Consider the following 17,696-nt stretch of genomic DNA (forward strand, 5'->3'; position numbering starts at 1 on the left):
CCAGGATATTATTCGCTCATTGAGATGAGCCGTTCTCTGACTTCATCCAGGTCGGACGCGATATATACGCAAAGCCCCCTCATCTCCTCGTCTGCCTCCAAGATGTCGGGTACCATAACTGTCATCATCCCCGCCGCCGCCGCTGATCTCACTCCAATGTAAGAGTCTTCCAGTGCAAGACAGCTCGCTGGGTCGACTCCGAGCAACTGAGCGGCCTTCAAATATGGATCGGGAAAGGGTTTACTTCTTGAATAATCACCCGATGCTATAATCTGATGGAAACGACCGGTAAGGTTGTGCATCGCAAGATAATGGCGGGCATCATCGTGGTTTGAAGAAGTCGCTATCGCGCGTGGTAGACGCAACTCATCCAAGGTTTGCAAGAGTCCAATCGCACCCGGTTTGATCTGCAGGTTCGGCAATAGCGATTTAAACTGTCTCACCCATGCCGCTCGCAGGACCTCGGTCTCGCAATGCTGACCAAAATGGGAGGTCAACAGCCCTTCAATGATTGGCCATTGGCATCCTACCATTCTGCGATGGACCGCGTCTGTCATCTGGTAACCAACTTCCAGACATGCCGTAAACAATGCTTCGCGTATCAGGCGTTCTGTATCGAACAGAAGCCCGTCCATGTCGAAGATGACAGCAAGTGGACGCACCATCTTAACGCTCCGTGTTTTTATCCAAGCTATAGAAGCCGTAAGTACTGACTCCGGATGACGTCTCGATGACCGCTTCGAGGCGCACAGCGCTCGTTGTTTGGCCACGACGTCAAGGACCGGGATCCACCCAAAGCGGTCTAAATAGGCGGAAAGCCGGAAGCAAGCGTTCTCGCTCCCGGCAAATCTCTCTCATCCAAATTTCACAAGGTTGAGTGCGGGGAGCGGACCGCCTGGGAACTGCACGAGCTTTCCGCCGACCGAGACCGGACCGAGATCGATCCCCGCGAAGTCCAGCTTGGCGATCAGTGCGCCAACTTCGGCCTTCGACCTCGCATCGTCCCCCGAGTAGAAGAGGACGCGGCTTCCACCTTCAGCGCGCGGATCACCAGAGAGCAGATGCGGAGGGAGATGGTTAAACGCCTTTGCGACACGAGCGCCTGGCACAAGGTCAGCGAACACTTCCGTGGACAGGCGGCCATTGAGTTCCGCTGGCTGGAAGAGCGGACGCTCGATGGGGTTGTTGGCGTCGATCACGATGCGCCCGGCCCAATCAGGAAGACCCGCCAATGCCTTTGGCAGCTTCGACCACGGTACGGCGACCAGCACGAGATCGGCCTTGGCCGCGTCCTCGACAGTGCCTGCCGTGATGTGTGGTGTCAGTTCGCGTACGAAGTCCCGAAGCGTGTCCGGACCCCGACTGTTCGCGATCGTTGCGGCGATACTGTTTCGCGCAAGCGCGCGGGCGAATGCGGAGCCGATCTCGCCGGCGCCAATGATGCCGATAGACATGGGTAGTCTCCAGGTTGGATCGCCGATCAGGCGGTGAAGCCGCCATCGGCGACGATGTCAGCGCCGGTTACGAAAGCAGCCTCGGGGCTGGCGAGATAAGCCACGACACTGGCGACCTCGTAGGCCTTGCCGTAGCGGCCGATCGCCATACCGGGGCCGACGATCTTCGAGACGGGACCTCCATCCGGGTTCATGTCGGTGTCGGTCGGTCCAGGGTGCACGGTGTTCACGGTAATCCCCTTGGGACCGAGATCGCGCACGAGGCTGCGGTTGAAGCCGGCGACAGCTCCCTTGGTCAGCGTGTAGAGAGAGGCTGTAGGAAAGGCTGCATAGCGGACCATGGACGAACCGATATGGATGATGCGACCGCCCGATTTCATGCGGCGTGCAGCCTCCTGCGTACCGACGAACACGCCGGTCACGTTGACCGCAATCATGCGCTCGTAGTCTTCGAACTTGATGTCCTCGATCGGACCACCAAGTGCGATACCGGCATTGTTGACGAGGATGTCGAGAGAGCCGAAGGTCTCCTCCGGCTTGGCCACCGCGGCACGCACGGATTCAGGATTACCGGAGTCGGCATGGATGGCGATGGCACGACCGCCTGCGTTTTCGATTTCCTTCACGACCGCGACGTCACCGGCACAGGTGCGCCAACACCAGACGTTCCGACAAGGTAGATCGTCGCTATTTTCGGGGCCGCATTGACGCCCACCACTTGTTCGAGACGCCGTCCAGATGATCCCGAAGTCTGTCTTCGACATGCTCGGGGCTCCAAACAGCACAGCATTCTAGGCAGTCTGCCTCTTCAAGGCTGAGCGGGGACTCGGCATTCGCAATGGCATCATACGCTGATAATTTGCCTGAAATCCGATCTTGCTTGAAAAACACCGCGCCGTCCAAGGCGGACACTGTGGGTAGGTCAACCTTTCCGACGATGGGCCATCGCCCGGACTTCGCAGCACTGTCCATCACCCATAGCTTAAAGAGAACCGCTCGATCTCGCACGTCTTGAACCGGTTCTTCACGTTCGAAAACACCGTCGAGAAAGGCGAAGAGCGGATGTGTTAGGGCGACTGCGTGAAATTGCTTTCCGTTTCCGATGTCGATCCTAACGATATCGCCTCGATTCTGCTTTCTGCCTCTCACCATCGCGCCCTCGCTGTTCCAGCAGTACGTTTAGAGGGTCCCGAGAAGCCCGCAAAGGGCCGAACTCGGCCCTACCAGCCGCCAATTCGAACGTCTCGAAAGTCCGCATGTCGGCCGTTCGTGCTGGCCGCAGCGAGCGACTGCCTACCACCGACACGTAAAATCCCACTGCGGCCGCTACCGGGGCGGCTCTCCGATTGCACAACCTGCGAAAGAGCAGCCTCAAAAGCAGGTCAGGTCCGGCCACGAAGACGGGCGCGATTTACGCCGACCTCAAAAAAAACAACTGAGCTTTAGAAGGGCCAGAAGCCGGCAAGATAGCTTGCCGTGTCGTTTAGCCAAACCATCGCGTCACGATACCAGTGCATCACTGAGTCATAGACATATTGGACGAAGCCTAGAAACATCACAAAAACGATGACCACACCCAAGAACTTCCCGAACCCCTCGTCACCTTTGGGATCGTTGCTCTGAATGACGTATTGTTGACGGTTATCGTCGAGCATTGCCTCTTAACGGTCCCGTTCGTCGCGGTCGCGTTCCCTCTGTTGCATCTGTTCCCGTTCCAGCTCCTCGAGACGAGGAATATGCTGTTGTGCGGGGTCTGTCCGTGTCGTTTCTCCGCTGCGCTCAGCCGCTTCCTTATCCTTATTTAGACGATCTTGTAGGCGATTTGTAGCGTCGACCGTGGACGCCAACTCGTGAGCTTCGCGCGTGTCGTCGAGGTCGGGCTCTGCTTCCAGGCGGTCGATCCGCTCGGCTATGACCGTTTGCACTGCCTTAATGGCGTCTGCGCGCCCGTCATCCTGTCGGCCCTGCACCTCGGCTTGTTTTTCCGCGCGATCGATGGCCTGTCGTAAATCCTGGTCCTGCTTGGCAACGTCTCTTAGGTAGCTGTTTCCTTCGACAGTCAACTGCGCAGCCCTTTCCATCGCCTGCTGAAGGCCGGCTTGCATCCCGTCTTTGCGGTCGGCCGAAAACTCGTCGGCCTCGATCGGATCAAGTCCCTCTCGGTAGTGATCGAGTTCGATCATGGCCTCGTTGCCGGCCTCAACAACAGCCTCGCCGTGCTTGGCGACCGCAGCGTCCCACTCGTCGTTGGCCAGGTCACTCGGCTCGCTGCGAGGCGCTTCGCCACCTTGCTCCGCCAACGCCTCTTTGCGCTGCTCGTAAAGGTCCACCAGCTCACGCTTCTGATTCACGAAATCTCGGGCCAGGCCGGCTATCTCGTTAAAGTCCGCCCGATCGTCTGCCGAGACCGACCGCTCCAACTTGAACAAGGCCGTCTCGACCTTCTTCTCGTAAGTCTCAAACTCTGCTCGTGACATTTCGCGCAATTCCTGACCCTCCAAAACCATCTCTTGCAATGTAGCCAAATTGATGCGGAAGTTCGATCCAAAATTCGCGCGTATGACAGTGCCGCTCGCTTCCGTCTGCGCTGTCGAAATGCTTGCTTCTAAACACTTTTGATGCTGCGTAGCATAGGCCACAGTCTGACGATCACCACCCGCCAGAACGACCTTCTGCCACGATTCATGCGCCTCTATGATGTACTGCCGGCTCCGATCGCTCTTCGCGAACGTGCGTCGGCCGCTACGCTTGGCGTCGTATCGCGCCTGCGCAGCCTCGCTCGTCCCGACATGCTCTGTGCGACCTTCGCGGCTCACCGGACGGACCTGGGTGCGTGTGAATGCCGGCGGGCTGGCAAACTCGCGCCGGTCGGTCATTTCCATCTCAATGCCGTGCTCCCGCGCCTTCTCTGCCATGACGGATCGCCATTCGCGAAACACGGCAGGCGTCGTCTCGATGCGATCACCGGAATCCGATTTCATTGCCACGATGGCATGAGCATGCACATGCGGACGCTTACCTCCCTCCCCTGCCTCTTTCGGATCGCTCGCCGGATCGTGCATTGCGAAGACATATCGATGCCCGGCAAATTGATGCGCCAGGAAGTCGCGCACCGCGCCTTCGAATGCGGCAACATCGGTTCCGGCCCGAGCCGACATAATGACGTGCATCACGTCACGGCTCCTGCGACTGTGGAGCTCGCTGCGCCATTCCTTCTGTACCAGCTCGCCTGCGACCTTCTCATTCCCTATCGGCCGGCCGCGATCGTCGCGAACGACGTCATGCCGATCGACGAGGCCGCGCAAGCGGCTGGCGCCGAACTCGACGCCATTTCCGTAGCTATGAAAGGAGAACTTCGCCGCAGCCTCGCCCGCGGCAGAGCTGATATCATATCGGCCTTGGATGATGCCGGCCGCCTTCGCGTCGCCCGTCAGCCGCTCCCCCTGCCCGCTTCGCAATACGACAAGCCCCTGAACGGTCACGGAGCCGCCCTCATTTTTCGCGATCGCATAGGCATAGCGCCGGTCGCCAAAGCCGCTCGTCAGGGTGCTCCTTACCTGCTCGTGCAATGCCTCGTCCGATGCAAAGCCGGACGCCGCGATTTCGACGGAAAAACTCCCAATGTCGCGGCTTTCCGCGCGGTTCTGGAAAAGATGGTCCCAATCGCCACGGATGCGCGCCAATTCCTCTCGCCCCTCGAGGATCCTGCCGCTTTCATTCTCCACCTTCAGCTCGCCGCCACGCGACACATAATTCAGCATCGCCCCGACCCGAGCACCGCCGCCATAAGACGCCATTTTGACGACTGCTGGCTGGCTTCCCTTTGCGACGGCCGCTAGCCGCGCCTCCATGGGTCGGGCAACCGTTGTCGCCGACGTTACCTGCGCTCGATGAGCCCCCCTGCCCTTCGATGCGGATCCACGAGCACCGGAAGCCCCGCTTGATCCTCCGCCGCCACCTGCAGCGCCGAGTTGAGCCAACTGCTTCAGGCGCTTTCGCATCTCTTCTTCAGCCGAAGCGCCCCGCCCGCCAGACGACATTTCGTGCAGCAGCGCTGCGCGCCGCTGCTCCCATTCGCTGGTGAATGCGCCGAAGAAGATTTCCAAAGGTTACTTCTCCCCTCGACGCTGATAACCAGCTCGCCGCGTCAGAGCACGTAACTCGCTCATCACGGCCGCTTGAACCCGCTGCACGTTCTCAAGGTTGATGTCCAACTCGCTTGGGTGGACACCCCGTCCGCTGTTGAGCGCCCTCGCAACCTGGTTCAGATTGATCCCGATCATCCTCATGTCTTCGAGCAGAGCCGCCATGATTAGGCGGTCTTCGCCGGTCAACATCGGCCGAACCCCCGCCCCCTCCAGTAGCAGCGACCGGAAAAAGCTGGACACCGTCATGCCGGCATGCTCGGCGGCCTTCTCGATCGCCGCATGTTCGTCACCCGACACGCGAACATGAACAGTGCGATCCTTCTTCGCCAGCTCCAGAGGAGCATTGAATTTCACGTCATCCATATGGGCGTTGGCCCCCTACTGGCGCTTGCGTCAGATGATCGAGGGTTCGTCCCTCGATTGTAGGAAAAGGGCGTAGCACATTTTTCCGTATCCTGCCTCTCCAAATAGTAAGGGGTTCAACGAAACAACTTCGAGCTGCCCCTCGCTGCGCTCGGCCTCCGCTTGCGGACCGAGAATTCGCCCCGGTCACAGAACGAGGGAACGCTCACCAGGGTTCACCTCCGAAATCCGCTTTTGAAGGCCTTTGTCTGCCCCTCGTACTCAGCCGCAAGGGACGCTCCGCTCTTTGCCCTTGCGGCTTCCGTGCGAGCGTCAAAGCCGGCCTTACGCGGCTCCGGGGTTCACTAATCTGGCGGCGCGTTCTGGACGACGCCGCACCAGGATCGCCCTGACAACGAGGGCAGACAATGAGTTAGGCTGCGCCTCCGGTAGTCACATGCCTATGTCGTGTTGATATTTCACACGAGTTAGCAGCACGCGCTTTGCACATCATGTGTTTGTCTGCCAAGTATGAAATGGTTTCCCATCGTGGGGAAAATTGTTCACATCATATAGGCGTGGTTTAGATGGTTCGATTGACTGCACGGTGTGGTAGTGCGATGATTCCTCATCGTATGAGCAATTGTTCGCATCGTGTGCACGTGCGACGTGGAATCTCCGCGCGAGTACGCTGCGAACTCCGAATGACTTTGGACCAACACAAAGGGAGTTGCGGCGTTTGCCACAATTTATTTCTGCCGTGAGCGGCAAAGGTGGGGCCGGGAAGACGACAGCAGTAATCTTGATCGCCGGGGAATATGCGTTGCAGGGAAAGCGTGTGCTCCTCATCGACGCAGACGGCCGCCAAAATCTGCAGGAATGGTGGAAGCGCTGTGAGGCGAAGGACAACCTGCCTGACAACATCGAGCTTATGACCGCTGCCCGTCAAACGACCGTTCAGCAACTCCTGGAAAACGAGGCGAGCAAGTTCGATGTCGTTTTGATGGACTCCCCCGGCCAGGATACGGTTCTAAGGGACACGATCATCGCCGGATCCGATATTGTGCTGACCCCGATCCAGCCGAATCAGGACGAGATCAAGGCGGCCGGACAGGCGGCGGCTGACACGGCCGATATTTCCGACAAGATAGGGAGGGAAATTCCTCACGCCAACCTCGTCACCAGGATCACCATGCCGGCGAAGCTACTGGAGGCCTACCGCCTGATCAGGCCCTTCGTGCAGAACCTGCAGGAAGGGGGCTACGACTCCTATCTGCTCAAAACGGAGCTAATGGAGCGAAATTGCTATCGCGAAATTCGAAATGGCTATGGCACCGTGCAAATGCTCGATCTGACGGAGCCGGTGAAAAAAGCGAGGGCGGAAGTGATGAGCCTGGTTCGGGAGATCGATACGTTTTTGGCAAGCAGGAAAGAGGTAGCAGCGAATGCCTAAGGGCCAAACGACAGTTTCCGACTTCGCAGTCGCGCCGCGTCGCAGCCGTCCATTCGAGCAATCCGCGACGCAGCCAGCCTCCGGGACCGAGGCGGCTGAGCTGCCGACGGAACCGAGGAATGCAGATCAGGCTCAAGACGCCGCGCCTGTCAGGACTGAGGCTGATAAGCCGGTCAACCGTCTGATCGCCCCGACGGAAGAAGCTCGGCGAGAACGGGCGACCACAAGAGCATTGCAGCGCGAAGATTCGAGAATTCGCTTGCGCGACCTGAAAAGGGCACGCGATCGAGAATCCAAGCACTACGTCAACTGCCCGCTGGATTACGACACGAAGACGCGGCTGCAAAAGGCCGCCCTCGAGAACGACGTCAAAATGACAGTCATCATGAAGGCCGCGATCGATCAGTTCCTAAAGGATAACGGCTACTGATCGATGTTAGGTCGCGGCTTTCTTCTTGGCGTGGCCGTTGGTTGCGTCCTCGGCGTGTATGTTGCTCCTTATCTCAGCCGTCCGACGGTCGGCATGGGGAACGTTTCCGGGAGCATTTTGCCTCAAATGAATGAAGCCACAGCCGTACCCGAAAGGGGTACGTGGCCGACAGACGATCAGGCCAAGGCCCAGCTATTTGCATTATCCAAATGGGATCTAAATAGGCATGGCGACGGATCCACCGTCAGCGTCAAGCGTTGCATGCAAATTGCAGATCAGGAGATCGCTTGCGAGCTTTCCGCGCAACTCAAGTGGATCGACGGCGAAACGCAAATTGAAGGGGTTTTTCAAGAGGAAGGCGGCGATTGGAAGATGATAGCGGCAAAGAATCGCTAAGGCTGTTCTCGGCCGCTTCACCATCTTTACAGCCGAATTTGTTGCCCGAATGCTGGGGCGCGTCCTGAAGCATTTTGTTTCACCGCCTCAAGAGGAGCCCGCGAGCGAAATTTCCCCTAAAAAAGTGGGGAATGCGCTGTGATTCTTCGGAGGTGTCTGCTCCTAAATGCTTCAATGCGGTGCATAGTACCCGCTGAGCGGCGGAATCGAAAAAAAGGGTAAGGTCCGTGACTGAGGCAATGAGTTTAATGAGCGCGCGGGGTTTGGTTGAAATAACCGATCCGGAATTTGACAGGCCGGTCTTCCGCCAGCCGGGTTTCGACGGCACCCTTACCGCAAAGGAGATGGACGAAAAGATCTCGGCCTGGCTCAAGAAAACGCGCGAAGCCAAGGGTATCTCCCGCGCCGATTTAGCGCATTTGCTAGGACTCTCCGTATCTGTTTACGGGAGGTACGAGCGAGGCTCAGAAGCTCGGTTGTCGATCCCGCGCCTGATACATCTCTGTGAGATCATGGGCTTTATGCCTCTCGATGTGATTGTTGACATAGCGCCGCACTTGTGGGGCAAGACGCTTGAAGAAGCAGAAGACCGCCTGACATTGATGAAGCTCGTCGAACAATTGCCTCAAGACACCATGCGCGATCTGATCCGGCTTCTGAGACGCATGACCCCAGGCGAACCAGCGGCCGACGCTGTCGCCACCAGCACGAGCGAAGGCCGCTAGGCGGCGCAGTCCTCCTTTGCAAGTCAGGGCGGGAGGCGGTGAAAAGCGGCAGCCGCCCCACTCCCGTTTACCACAGGCTCCGACCTTCTCTTCGGCGCAATGTGAAGGCGCGTTCAGGCCTCCGCCTGCTTCGCTCCGCCCCTTTGGGCGGAGTGGAAAACGGGAGTGAGCCGGAACTCTTCTACTCGGGTCGTCTTTGCAGGCCCAATAAGTTCGCCCAACGCGACGAAGCGGCATCACGCACGCCGCAACGCTGCGCAAGAAGGGATTCGTGCAGCGGAGTGCAGCCGGCCTCGAGCGTCGCATCAAATTCATGGTTGGCGATCAAAGATTCGTACATGCTGTTGGACAGCTGAACCTCGCGCGACGAATCTTGGGGGCATGACCCAGCACCGGTTCCGCCTGTATGTTCAGCGAATCGACACCACTAAAAACATGGCACGTTTTTACGCCATGTCGATCGAACCGGATCTGTTCGGCGGCTCCGCACTGGTTCGTCGCTGGGGTCGCGACGGTACTCGCGGCCAGGAGCGTATCGATTTGTTTACGGATGACCTCCAAGCGATCAACACTTCCTTTCTTGGCTCGCCAAAAAGCGAGTCCGCGGCTACATGCCCCAACCGCTCTCCTGGCCTCTGAAGGCGTGCCTGCCTGATATTGAGTTCGTTCGGACTCTATGCGGCGGGTCGCCATGTTCGGTGGAGCGGTGGGCTGACGCCAGACGCGTCCGATTGGCTCAAAGATAGCCGCACCCCTCAGTAGTGTAACACCACGACGACACTGCAGGTAACGTCAGCGGGTTTCTTTGCCCCGACGCCAGTGTTGCGATCTCGCTATTCGGCGTCAAAAAATAAGTTCGCTTCCATGCGCAGCCTTGCTCTGCGCTTCCGCGGAATCTTTCGCAGCCGCGATCCGGGCAAGCGCGACAGCTGGATTGGCGATGCCGTTAACTCGGGTTTGGTCGCTATTGAGCGGTTCGCACGCGTCCTGCAGCGCGATCTTGACGCTGTCTACAACCCCATCGAACTGTCGTGGAGCAACGGCCAGGCGGGGGGCCAAATCAACCGCCTGAACACAATCAAGCGTGCGATGTATGGCAGAGCTGGCCCGGAGCTGCTCAGGGCACGCATGCTGCCACTCGACCAAAATCGCCACCACACGAAGTGAGGAAGACCCCTTTTAACTGCCAAGCGACACCAGTGTGAGCACGTATTACTAGTCACTCGCACGGGTCGAACGAGGCATGGTGCCACTACATAGAGCGAGCTCACACGCTCACAGCCCCGGAGGGATCGTTCTTGCCGCGGTCGCCGGCATGGACGAAGCCGGCGCGCCATTGGGACCCCCGGGGCTGGTAGGCGGACCGGCATCAGGCTGTTTCAGGCCAGCGTGTAGGCCGTTTTCACTGTCGTGTAGAACTCCGCGGCGTAACGGCCCTGCTCGCGGGGCCCGAAGCTCGATCCCTTGCGACCGCCGAACGGTACATGAAAGTCGACGCCGCCAGTGGGCAGATTGACAAATATCATGCCGGCCTCGGCATTGCGCTTATAGTGCGTCGCGTGTTTCAGGCTGGCGGTGCAGATCCCTGAGGATAGGCCGAATGGCGTGTCGTTTGCGGTCTCCAGCGCCTCTTCATAATCCTTGACGCGAATTACCGCCGCGACGGGACCGAAAATCTCTTCGCGGCTGATGCGCATATTGTTGGTCGCCTCAGTGAACAGGGCGGGCTGCAAGTAGAAGCCGGGCGTCTCACGGTTCAGCCTTTCGCCACCACACACCAGCTTAGCGCCCTCCTCACGGCCAATGGCGATATACTTCTCGTCCTGGCTGAGTTGATTCTCGTCCACTACCGGACCGATCTGCGTCCCCGCCTTGAGCGCGTCGTCGATGACGAGGCTCTTAAGCTTTTCGGTGACTGCCGAGACGAAGCGATCGTGAATGTTTTCAGTGACGATCAGCCGTGAGGAAGCCGTGCAGCGCTGGCCAGTCAAGAAGAATGCACCGTTGACGGCGCAGTCGACCGCCACATCGAGGTCCGCATCATCGAGCACGACCAGCGGATTCTTGCCGCCCATCTCGAGTTGGAACTTCCTGCCATATTCGACGCAGGAAGCCGCCACGCGCCGACCGATCTCCAGCGAGCCGGTGAAGCTTATAGCATCTATGTCGGGGCTATCGAGCATTGTCTGGCCGACGACTGAACCACGGCCCATTACGAGATTGAGTACACCCTTTGGCAGGCCTGCGCGGTGCAGAATATCAACGATCTCCCAAGCGCAGCCGGGAGTGAGATCAGCCGGCTTGAATACTGCGGTGTTGCCGTAGCAAAGCGCCGGCGCGATTTTCCACGCCGGAATGGCGATTGGGAAGTTCCACGGCGTGATGATGGCGATTACGCCGACCGGCTCACGCGTCACGTCCACTCCGACGCCCGGACGCACAGAGGGCAACGTTTCGCCGGCCAGCCGGAGCGTTTCGCCCGCGAAGAAATCGAAGACTTGGGCCGCACGAATCGTTTCGCCGACCCCCTCGGCCAGTGATTTGCCTTCCTCGCGCGACAAAAGTCGACCGAGTTCGTCCTTGCGGGCGAGAATTTCGTCGGCCGCCTTGCGCAAAACGGCGTGGCGCTCCAAGGGGCTCGTGCGCGACCATTTCGGGAATGTACGCTTGGCGGCGGCGATCGCAGCTTGGGCGTCTGCTCGCGTAGCGCGCGCATAGGTGCCGACGATGTCGTTGGTGTTGGAGGGGTTAATGTTGGGCGCGGCTTCGCCTTCGACCCAAGCTCCATCAATCAGGTTAGCATGCAAGGTGGTCATGGCGGGGCGGGTTCTCCATATCGAGTTTTACGGGATTGCGGACCATGTCGGGGAGGCTCCGGACTCATGACCCAGAGCGTTCTCGGAAGCACGTGACCATCGGATCGCTCAAATTATCCAAGTATTTTTTCAAGTCGTTCTTCTTTATCTTTCCATTCGGAGCGATCGGCAAATTTTGCATAACAATAATCTGCTGCGGCAACTTGTACTGGGCAAGACGGCTTTTCAGAAAGGACTTAATGTCATCCGTCTCGCAACGCCTTTCAGGTAACATTTCCACGAAGGCTATAATTTCCTCATTTCCCTCAACAGGACGACCGACCACGGCGGAGTTAAGAATGCTGGGATGCGCATTTAGGGCGGCTTCGACTTCCGGAGGATAGACATTGAAGCCAGAGCGAATGATCAATTCCTTCGATCGACCTTGAATGACTAATTCGCCCCGATCGTTGCGGCTGACGATATCGCCAGTATGAAGATAGCCGTCCTCGTCAATAACTTCGGCGGTCGCTTTCGGTTGGCGATAGTATCCCAACATCACATTGGGACCTCTAACTAGCAATTCTCCCGGCTGGCCCTCTGGGACATCCAGACCGTCAGGTCCGACGATCCTGATCTCAACCCCTTGTATCGGTGGACCAATGTTGACCTCGTCGCTACCCATCGAATAACGCGACCGGCTGATCGTCGGCGATGTTTCCGTCAATCCGTATCCGTTTTGCAGAACTACGCCGAACAGCCGTTCGACATTCTTACGCAAAGACAGATCGAGCGGCGCGGTGCCCGTGTAGGCGTACCGGAGGTTGTTAGGCGTGAGCTTTTCCCCAGTCTGTTCGACATGTGCCACCACCCGGGTCAGCATGGCAGGAACGGCGTTGAAAATCGTCAGCTCTCCGCTGCGAACAGCATCCAGCGCTTCTTGTAATGAAAATCGCGGCATAATTTTCATGCGCGCGCCGGCGTACAACATGCCTTGCATCAACACGAGCCCGTACGAATGAGATATCGGCATGACACACAAGGCGACATCGTCGCGAGAAAGAGTTTGTGTTCGTCTTCCCCTGCTTGAGACGAAAGTCAGATTGCGATGGCTCAGCATAACCCCCTTGGGGCGCCCCGTGGTTCCAGTAGTGTAGACTAGAACGGCGACTTGCTCTGCGGATCCTTCGTGTACTTCTTCCGGCGCGCTGTTCTCATTTAACGGACCGATCGTCACGGCGCCAATGCCAGTAAAGAGCCGCACATCAGCATTATCGTCACCCGCATCTGTTGCAGACACGTTGGGATGGGTGCGAAATATACGCCGCGGCTGGCAATCCTCTTCTATAAGAGCAAGTTCATGCTTGCTGAGCCGGGCGTTCGCTAGCACCGCCCATGCATCCAACCGGCTAGCAGCGTACATTAGAACGATAGCCCCGATCGAGTTTTCGCAAACGATCATCATCCGATCACCCGGCCGAATCCCTAGTTCCCGCAGTTCACTAGAGACAGCTTCGACAGTGTCAATCAGCCGGCGGTAGGACCAATCAATCCCGTTTTCGTCTGTAAAGGCGACGCGGGACTCACCGAACGTCGCGCCTTCCTCCAAGATCATATGAATGCGACGAGGCAGTTCGGCCGAAAAATCCATCTCAATTTCCCCAGATCCTGATAGTTTCAGCGCGGCTATTGGTATATCCAATTTGGTCATCCAATCCCTCGGCTGTCAAGTAGATAATCAATCCATCAGCCGGATTCGTGGCCCGATATAGTAGGTGACTTCAAACGGCTTTACGGTCGCTCAGAATTGTTCAAGATCCTGAGCTAGCCCCCGCAGGGAGAACCGCTGCCTTAAGTGCCGCTACGCGGCGCAGGCGCGACGAACAGATCGCCGCGCCTGACGCCTGGGAGGATTTGTGTGATTGTTACGAGCTTCCGTTCTTTCCGAACATGTTCTTCCAAGCCTCGGTGCCCGGCTTAGCTTCCCATCGTTTGCTGTCGGACAACGTATCTATGCCCGCCCGAACCCCCGGACGGTCTTTGATCGCTTGGTACCATCGATCAATGTTCGGGTACTCCGACAAGTCGCGTCGATGCAATTTTCGGGTGCGAACCCAAGGGAATGTGCTGATATCAGCGATCGAATACTCGCCGGCAAGATATTCATGTTGGCCAAGGCGTTTTTCGAGAATGTTGTATATTCGACCAACTTCCCGGTCGTAACGTTCAATGGCGTAATCTATCTTCTCATCCGCATACACCATGAAGTGGTGTGCTTGGCCCAGCATTGGACCCATTGTCGAATTCTGGAAGACAAGCCACTTTAGCGTTTCATAGCGTTTTTCAGGATCCTGAGAAAGGAATTTTCCTGATTTTTCCGCAAGATAGATCAGTACAACCGCGGATTCAAAAACCGCATAAGGTTTGTTGTGCGGGCCATCGTGATCCACGATGGCCGGCACCTTGTTGTTTGGATTGATCTTCAGGAAGTCCGGATTAAACTGCTCTCCTGCCGTTATATCAACCGGAATTACACGGTACTCCAAGTCCAACTCTGCAAGCATTATAGCGGCTTTATACCCGTTGGGGGTTGGCCAGAAGTATAGATCAATCATCGCTGAAGAATCCCTATCCGACGATCTTCAATCCTGCCGGCTTGTCAACAAGCAGGCCAGGGTTCAACATCCAATTTGGATCGAGTTCGGTTTTCGCAGCCGCCAGCACACGGCGGAACAATGGATCGACCTCCTTGTCGTACCAAGGACGGAACGACTTGCCTACGGCATGATGGTGCGTGATGGTTGCGCCGAGCTCAATTAGCGCATTCGACGCCACATCGTGGAGCATCGAATAGGCTTCAAGGCTGTTGTCATGTGTCGAAGGAGCCATGATCGAATAGTACGGAGCGGGACCGTCCGGATACAGGAAGGAAAACCTGCGGCAGACAATACCGCCACCAAGGTGCTCCTTCTGGGCCGCCCTCACGCGACGCATGATCTCGGTGTCAACTTCTTCGAACCGATCCCAAGTGTAGGCGGTTTCGAACGTGAAGCTGACGATTCCCATCGCTGCGCGCGTATGCATCAGCCGGGGCAAGTATCTGAACTGATGCCGCCAGTTACCTTGCGGCCCGCTGCGGCTGGTCTCCAGCGCGTTGTCCGCAGTTCCCGCGCGCTGCTTCACGACGCCACCGAAGTCCTTGCAGATTTCGAGACCACGCTCGAGCCATGCGTCCACCGGATGGTCAGCGGATTCGAAGCCCAGCAGCAAGACCGAATCGGTGCCGTCCCCGGCGCCGTAGAATTTGGCGTCCTGCTCGTCCAGATAGCGGCAGTTCGCCGGGAACAGTCCCGCTTGGGTGATCTGACGGACGGCCTTGGCACCCTCATAGAACGTCTTGAAGGAGATGGAGGCATTCGCACGGAATTTCACACGTCCCTGAAGACGCATCCACGCATCCGTGATGATGCCCATCGTGCCTTCCGACCCGATGAACAGGCGATCCGGATTGGGTCCCGCACCGGAGCCTGGCAGCCGGCGGTTCTGGATCGTTCCCGCTGGCGTGACCACCCGTAGGCTTTCCACCATGTCGTCGATATGCGTGAGATGGGTCGCATAATGGCCGGACGAGCGGGTTGCGATCCAGCCGCCCAGCGACGAGAACTCCCACGATTGGGGAATATGGCGCAGGGTGAGACCGTGCGGCTTCAGTTGTTCTTCCAGAGCCGGCCCGAGAATGCCTGCCTGTATCCGCGCGCAGCGTGACACGGGGTCGATTTCGAGAATCTGGTTGAGGTTGCCCAGGTCGATGACGACGACGCCGGGAAAGGCGTCGCGCTCGGGGCCCCAGAAGCCGCCGGTGACGCTCGAACCACCGCCATACGGTATGCATGCATAGCCATTTTCCCCACACCAGTCGAAGATGGCGGCGATGTCTTCTTCGTCGCGCGGATAGGCCACGACGTCCGGGGCCTTTTTGAAATCGCGCCTGTAGATAAGGGTCATGTCCTTGAAACCCTTACCGTACGTATGAACAATTCTGTCCCATTTTTCAGAGGTACAGAAATCCTCCAGAGTACGTGGGATCTTTATACGCGACGGGTAAAGTTCAATCTCATCGAGAGTCGGGTCTGACAGAACTTTGATATCCTTAATTCCGAGCCGCTGCTCCACGCGTTCTCGCATGATACGGATTTCGTCCTGGGAATTGTCTTCCCCTTCATATCCCCACGTCCAGAATTTCCTACGCGTGCCATAGTAGCCGCTCTTTTCCTTCGCCACGGCGCTTCCTCCTTCGAGATTTTCAACGTCCAACCATCCAGGTGCGCATACGTTCGGGAAACATCGCGATCTGGTTCGACCAAATTGGCATATCCAGTTCTGGCAGTCAATGGGTTTTGGAGTAGATCGCGCCCTGAACTGCGCCATCGCTATCCTTGATGTATCTGGTCGGCACGGTCCTTTCGGCAGTAGCACACGTTGATCGCGCCTTGGCCGGTATTGGACAGCCCTCCACGGGCTGAAAGTGACGGGCTTCCAAACAGAACTTGCCTTCGGGATGAGCGAACGGCGGGCGTGTAAAGACATCGGCTGCCGCCGCATGACGGTTCGCTACAGACCAGCCGTCCCGACGACCGCGACGTTCGCGGGAGGATGAAGGCGATAGCGCAGGAGGGTTCGGTTACGGCGACTCCTCGTGATGCTGAGGCGGTAAGGGCTCGTCGTGAACCGCAAGAAATTGTTCCGGCTCTACGGATAGGAGAAGTTCACCGGTGGCGCAGGCGTGGCGACCGCAAGCGGGCGATCAGCAGCAGGGCGCCGATGCTGGTGCCGCTGCGCCCCGACGAGAGCTGGACTTCGTGTCGGACCAGCTTACCGACGGCCGATGCGATAACGTGAAGAATCTTTCGCACTTTCAGATTTGACGGCTTCTTCTACAGTGACGGAAGGAGCGCAAGGATGGATTACGAAAAGGATGCGGGCGTGGGTGAGGTGATCCGGATCGACGAAGCGCAAATCAAGGATCACCTTGCCGCGATGGTGCGCGGGACGGTCGAGGAGGCGCTATCGACGGAGTGAGAGTTCGGTCGAGAGGCGGCTCGATGATGGCCGTCTCGAAAATCTGGCGGCGCAGCTTCGGCACCTTCAGCGTCACCTCGCCGGCCTGTGCAGTGCCCGCTCGTAGCTGCCGGCCCGCGTGTCCTGGCTGCCTTCATTGCGTTCATAGCGCCCTGCGCCACACAAGCGGTCCGCCTCCGCGTCGAGCAGCGCATTCAGCGATGTCGGCTTTGAGCGCGAGCGGCACGCCGACCGTTATATGAAGCCGCCGGAAGAAATGGCGCGGCTCTTTCCCCCCTTTACACGGAAGCTTTGGCGCGGACGATCGAGATCGTAGAGCACTGCAGGTACTCGCTCGAAGAGCTCGTCTATCAATATCTCGAAGAGGCAGCTGATCGAGATGTATCTGGCCGGTGTCTCGGTGCGGCGCGTGGAGGACATCACCGAGGCGCTGTGAGGCACGCGGGTCGAGAAGATCGAGGAATGGCGAAACCGCGCCGATCGAGGGCGATCACCCCTATCTCTATCTCGACGGCATCGTGATGAAGCGGACCTGGGCGGGCGAGGTGCGCAACGTCTCGCTGCCGGTGGCCAGCGCCGTCAATTCCGAGGGTTACCGGCATCTGCGAAGGCGCCAAGGAGGACAAGTCCGGCTGGTCGGCGTCTTGCGCCACCGACCGCGGCTTGAGCGGCGTGCAACTGATTGTCAATGCCGCCGCAAATTTCCCCAAAAGTGCCGAAGTAAAATTCCCGAATTATGCCGACGGGGTCGTCACGGAGTGATGGCCATTTTTCGGCGGCCCGTCCCCTTAGGCGGAGGGAGTGTTTACACGGAACGCTTTTGAGATTCTGCTATGGGGGTGATTTTGCGTGGAGGCAGGTGATGGATTGCCCG

The 17,696-nt window shown here is 58.1% G+C and carries 16 protein-coding genes and 5 pseudogenes; 9 read left to right on the plus strand and 12 right to left on the minus strand.

The features are described from left to right. Positions 1 to 8: 8 nt before the first annotated feature. The 7 genes from AC1Q6Z_RS34335 to AC1Q6Z_RS34365 form a co-directional block, all read right to left on the minus strand. Complete coding sequence (locus AC1Q6Z_RS34335) at positions 9 to 665, minus strand: HAD family hydrolase (protein ID WP_492650643.1); 657 nt, start codon at positions 663 to 665, stop codon at positions 9 to 11. Between the two features lie 189 nt (positions 666 to 854). Beyond that, entirely contained in the window at positions 855 to 1,454 is a 600-nt protein-coding gene (locus tag AC1Q6Z_RS34340; protein ID WP_492650644.1) for an NADPH-dependent F420 reductase, read from the minus strand. Positions 1,455 to 1,480: 26 nt separating this feature from the next. Continuing rightward, positions 1,481 to 2,218: an SDR family oxidoreductase gene (locus AC1Q6Z_RS34345; protein WP_492650645.1), complete on the minus strand. Its 738-nt coding sequence runs from the start codon at positions 2,216 to 2,218 to the stop codon at positions 1,481 to 1,483. Next, entirely contained in the window at positions 2,142 to 2,606 is a 465-nt protein-coding gene (locus AC1Q6Z_RS34350) for an Imm26 family immunity protein (protein ID WP_492650646.1), read from the minus strand. The genes AC1Q6Z_RS34345 and AC1Q6Z_RS34350 overlap by 77 nt, the downstream gene beginning before the upstream one ends. Positions 2,607 to 2,896: 290 nt before the next feature. Next, positions 2,897 to 3,109 (minus strand): hypothetical protein, encoded by a 213-nt coding sequence (locus AC1Q6Z_RS34355; RefSeq protein ID WP_492650647.1) that lies wholly within the window; start codon positions 3,107 to 3,109, stop codon positions 2,897 to 2,899. Between the two features lie 6 nt (positions 3,110 to 3,115). Continuing rightward, positions 3,116 to 5,560 carry a conjugal transfer protein TraA gene (locus tag AC1Q6Z_RS34360; protein WP_492650648.1) on the minus strand — a complete coding sequence of 815 codons (2,445 nt, stop codon included), beginning with the start codon at positions 5,558 to 5,560 and terminating at the stop codon, positions 3,116 to 3,118. Between the two features lie 3 nt (positions 5,561 to 5,563). Beyond that, a complete protein-coding gene (locus AC1Q6Z_RS34365) occupies positions 5,564 to 5,965 on the minus strand; it encodes a DUF6290 family protein (protein ID WP_077548358.1) in 402 nt (133 codons plus the stop codon). Between the two features lie 718 nt (positions 5,966 to 6,683). Between AC1Q6Z_RS34365 and AC1Q6Z_RS34370 the strand changes: the two genes are divergently transcribed. From AC1Q6Z_RS34370 to AC1Q6Z_RS34395, 6 genes and pseudogenes are all read left to right on the plus strand, one after another. Continuing rightward, the gene (locus AC1Q6Z_RS34370; RefSeq protein ID WP_492650649.1) at positions 6,684 to 7,397 is read left to right on the plus strand and encodes a ParA family protein; all 714 of its coding nucleotides are present in this window, start codon (positions 6,684 to 6,686) and stop codon (positions 7,395 to 7,397) included. Further along, the gene (locus tag AC1Q6Z_RS34375) at positions 7,390 to 7,827 is read left to right on the plus strand and encodes a hypothetical protein (RefSeq protein ID WP_492650650.1); all 438 of its coding nucleotides are present in this window, start codon (positions 7,390 to 7,392) and stop codon (positions 7,825 to 7,827) included. The genes AC1Q6Z_RS34370 and AC1Q6Z_RS34375 overlap by 8 nt, the downstream gene beginning before the upstream one ends. A gap of 3 nt (positions 7,828 to 7,830) precedes the next feature. Beyond that, positions 7,831 to 8,223 (plus strand): hypothetical protein, encoded by a 393-nt coding sequence (locus AC1Q6Z_RS34380; protein WP_492650651.1) that lies wholly within the window; start codon positions 7,831 to 7,833, stop codon positions 8,221 to 8,223. Positions 8,224 to 8,462: 239 nt separating this feature from the next. After that, entirely contained in the window at positions 8,463 to 8,948 is a 486-nt protein-coding gene (locus AC1Q6Z_RS34385; RefSeq protein WP_492650653.1) for a helix-turn-helix transcriptional regulator, read from the plus strand. A 381-nt stretch (positions 8,949 to 9,329) separates the two neighbouring features. Beyond that, a pseudogene (locus AC1Q6Z_RS34390) lies at positions 9,330 to 9,577 on the plus strand (WGR domain-containing protein); the annotation flags it as partial. A 226-nt stretch (positions 9,578 to 9,803) separates the two neighbouring features. After that, a pseudogene (locus tag AC1Q6Z_RS34395) lies at positions 9,804 to 10,115 on the plus strand (transposase); the annotation flags it as partial. Positions 10,116 to 10,327: 212 nt separating this feature from the next. On the opposite strand, the gene AC1Q6Z_RS34400 reads toward AC1Q6Z_RS34395, so the two are convergent. The 4 genes from AC1Q6Z_RS34400 to AC1Q6Z_RS34415 form a co-directional block, all read right to left on the minus strand. Then, positions 10,328 to 11,764 (minus strand): aldehyde dehydrogenase family protein, encoded by a 1,437-nt coding sequence (locus tag AC1Q6Z_RS34400; protein ID WP_036588670.1) that lies wholly within the window; start codon positions 11,762 to 11,764, stop codon positions 10,328 to 10,330. Between the two features lie 64 nt (positions 11,765 to 11,828). Then, positions 11,829 to 13,454 carry a class I adenylate-forming enzyme family protein gene (locus AC1Q6Z_RS34405; RefSeq protein WP_244487769.1) on the minus strand — a complete coding sequence of 542 codons (1,626 nt, stop codon included), beginning with the start codon at positions 13,452 to 13,454 and terminating at the stop codon, positions 11,829 to 11,831. A 214-nt stretch (positions 13,455 to 13,668) separates the two neighbouring features. Further along, positions 13,669 to 14,358 (minus strand): glutathione S-transferase N-terminal domain-containing protein, encoded by a 690-nt coding sequence (locus AC1Q6Z_RS34410; protein ID WP_036588669.1) that lies wholly within the window; start codon positions 14,356 to 14,358, stop codon positions 13,669 to 13,671. 13 nt (positions 14,359 to 14,371) lie between these two features. Further along, a complete protein-coding gene (locus tag AC1Q6Z_RS34415; protein WP_036588668.1) occupies positions 14,372 to 16,024 on the minus strand; it encodes an FAD-binding oxidoreductase in 1,653 nt (550 codons plus the stop codon). Between the two features lie 274 nt (positions 16,025 to 16,298). Here AC1Q6Z_RS34415 and AC1Q6Z_RS34420 point away from each other — a divergent pair. Next, positions 16,299 to 16,629 (plus strand): annotated as a pseudogene (locus tag AC1Q6Z_RS34420) (IS3 family transposase); the annotation flags it as partial. Between the two features lie 265 nt (positions 16,630 to 16,894). Here the strand turns inward: AC1Q6Z_RS34420 and AC1Q6Z_RS34425 are convergent. Then, positions 16,895 to 16,987: a hypothetical protein gene (locus AC1Q6Z_RS34425; RefSeq protein ID WP_244487770.1), complete on the minus strand. Its 93-nt coding sequence runs from the start codon at positions 16,985 to 16,987 to the stop codon at positions 16,895 to 16,897. A gap of 31 nt (positions 16,988 to 17,018) precedes the next feature. On the opposite strand from AC1Q6Z_RS34425, the pseudogene AC1Q6Z_RS34430 reads away from it, so the two are divergent. Together AC1Q6Z_RS34430 and AC1Q6Z_RS34435 are read left to right on the plus strand one after the other, a co-directional pair. After that, a pseudogene (locus AC1Q6Z_RS34430) lies at positions 17,019 to 17,191 on the plus strand (PHP domain-containing protein); the annotation flags it as partial. Continuing rightward, positions 17,154 to 17,509 (plus strand): annotated as a pseudogene (locus AC1Q6Z_RS34435) (transposase); the annotation flags it as partial. The pseudogenes AC1Q6Z_RS34430 and AC1Q6Z_RS34435, both read left to right, overlap by 38 nt. Positions 17,510 to 17,696 lie beyond the last annotated feature (187 nt).

The sequence above is a fragment of the Shinella sp. GW835-FHT14H05 genome, assembly GCF_058793575.1.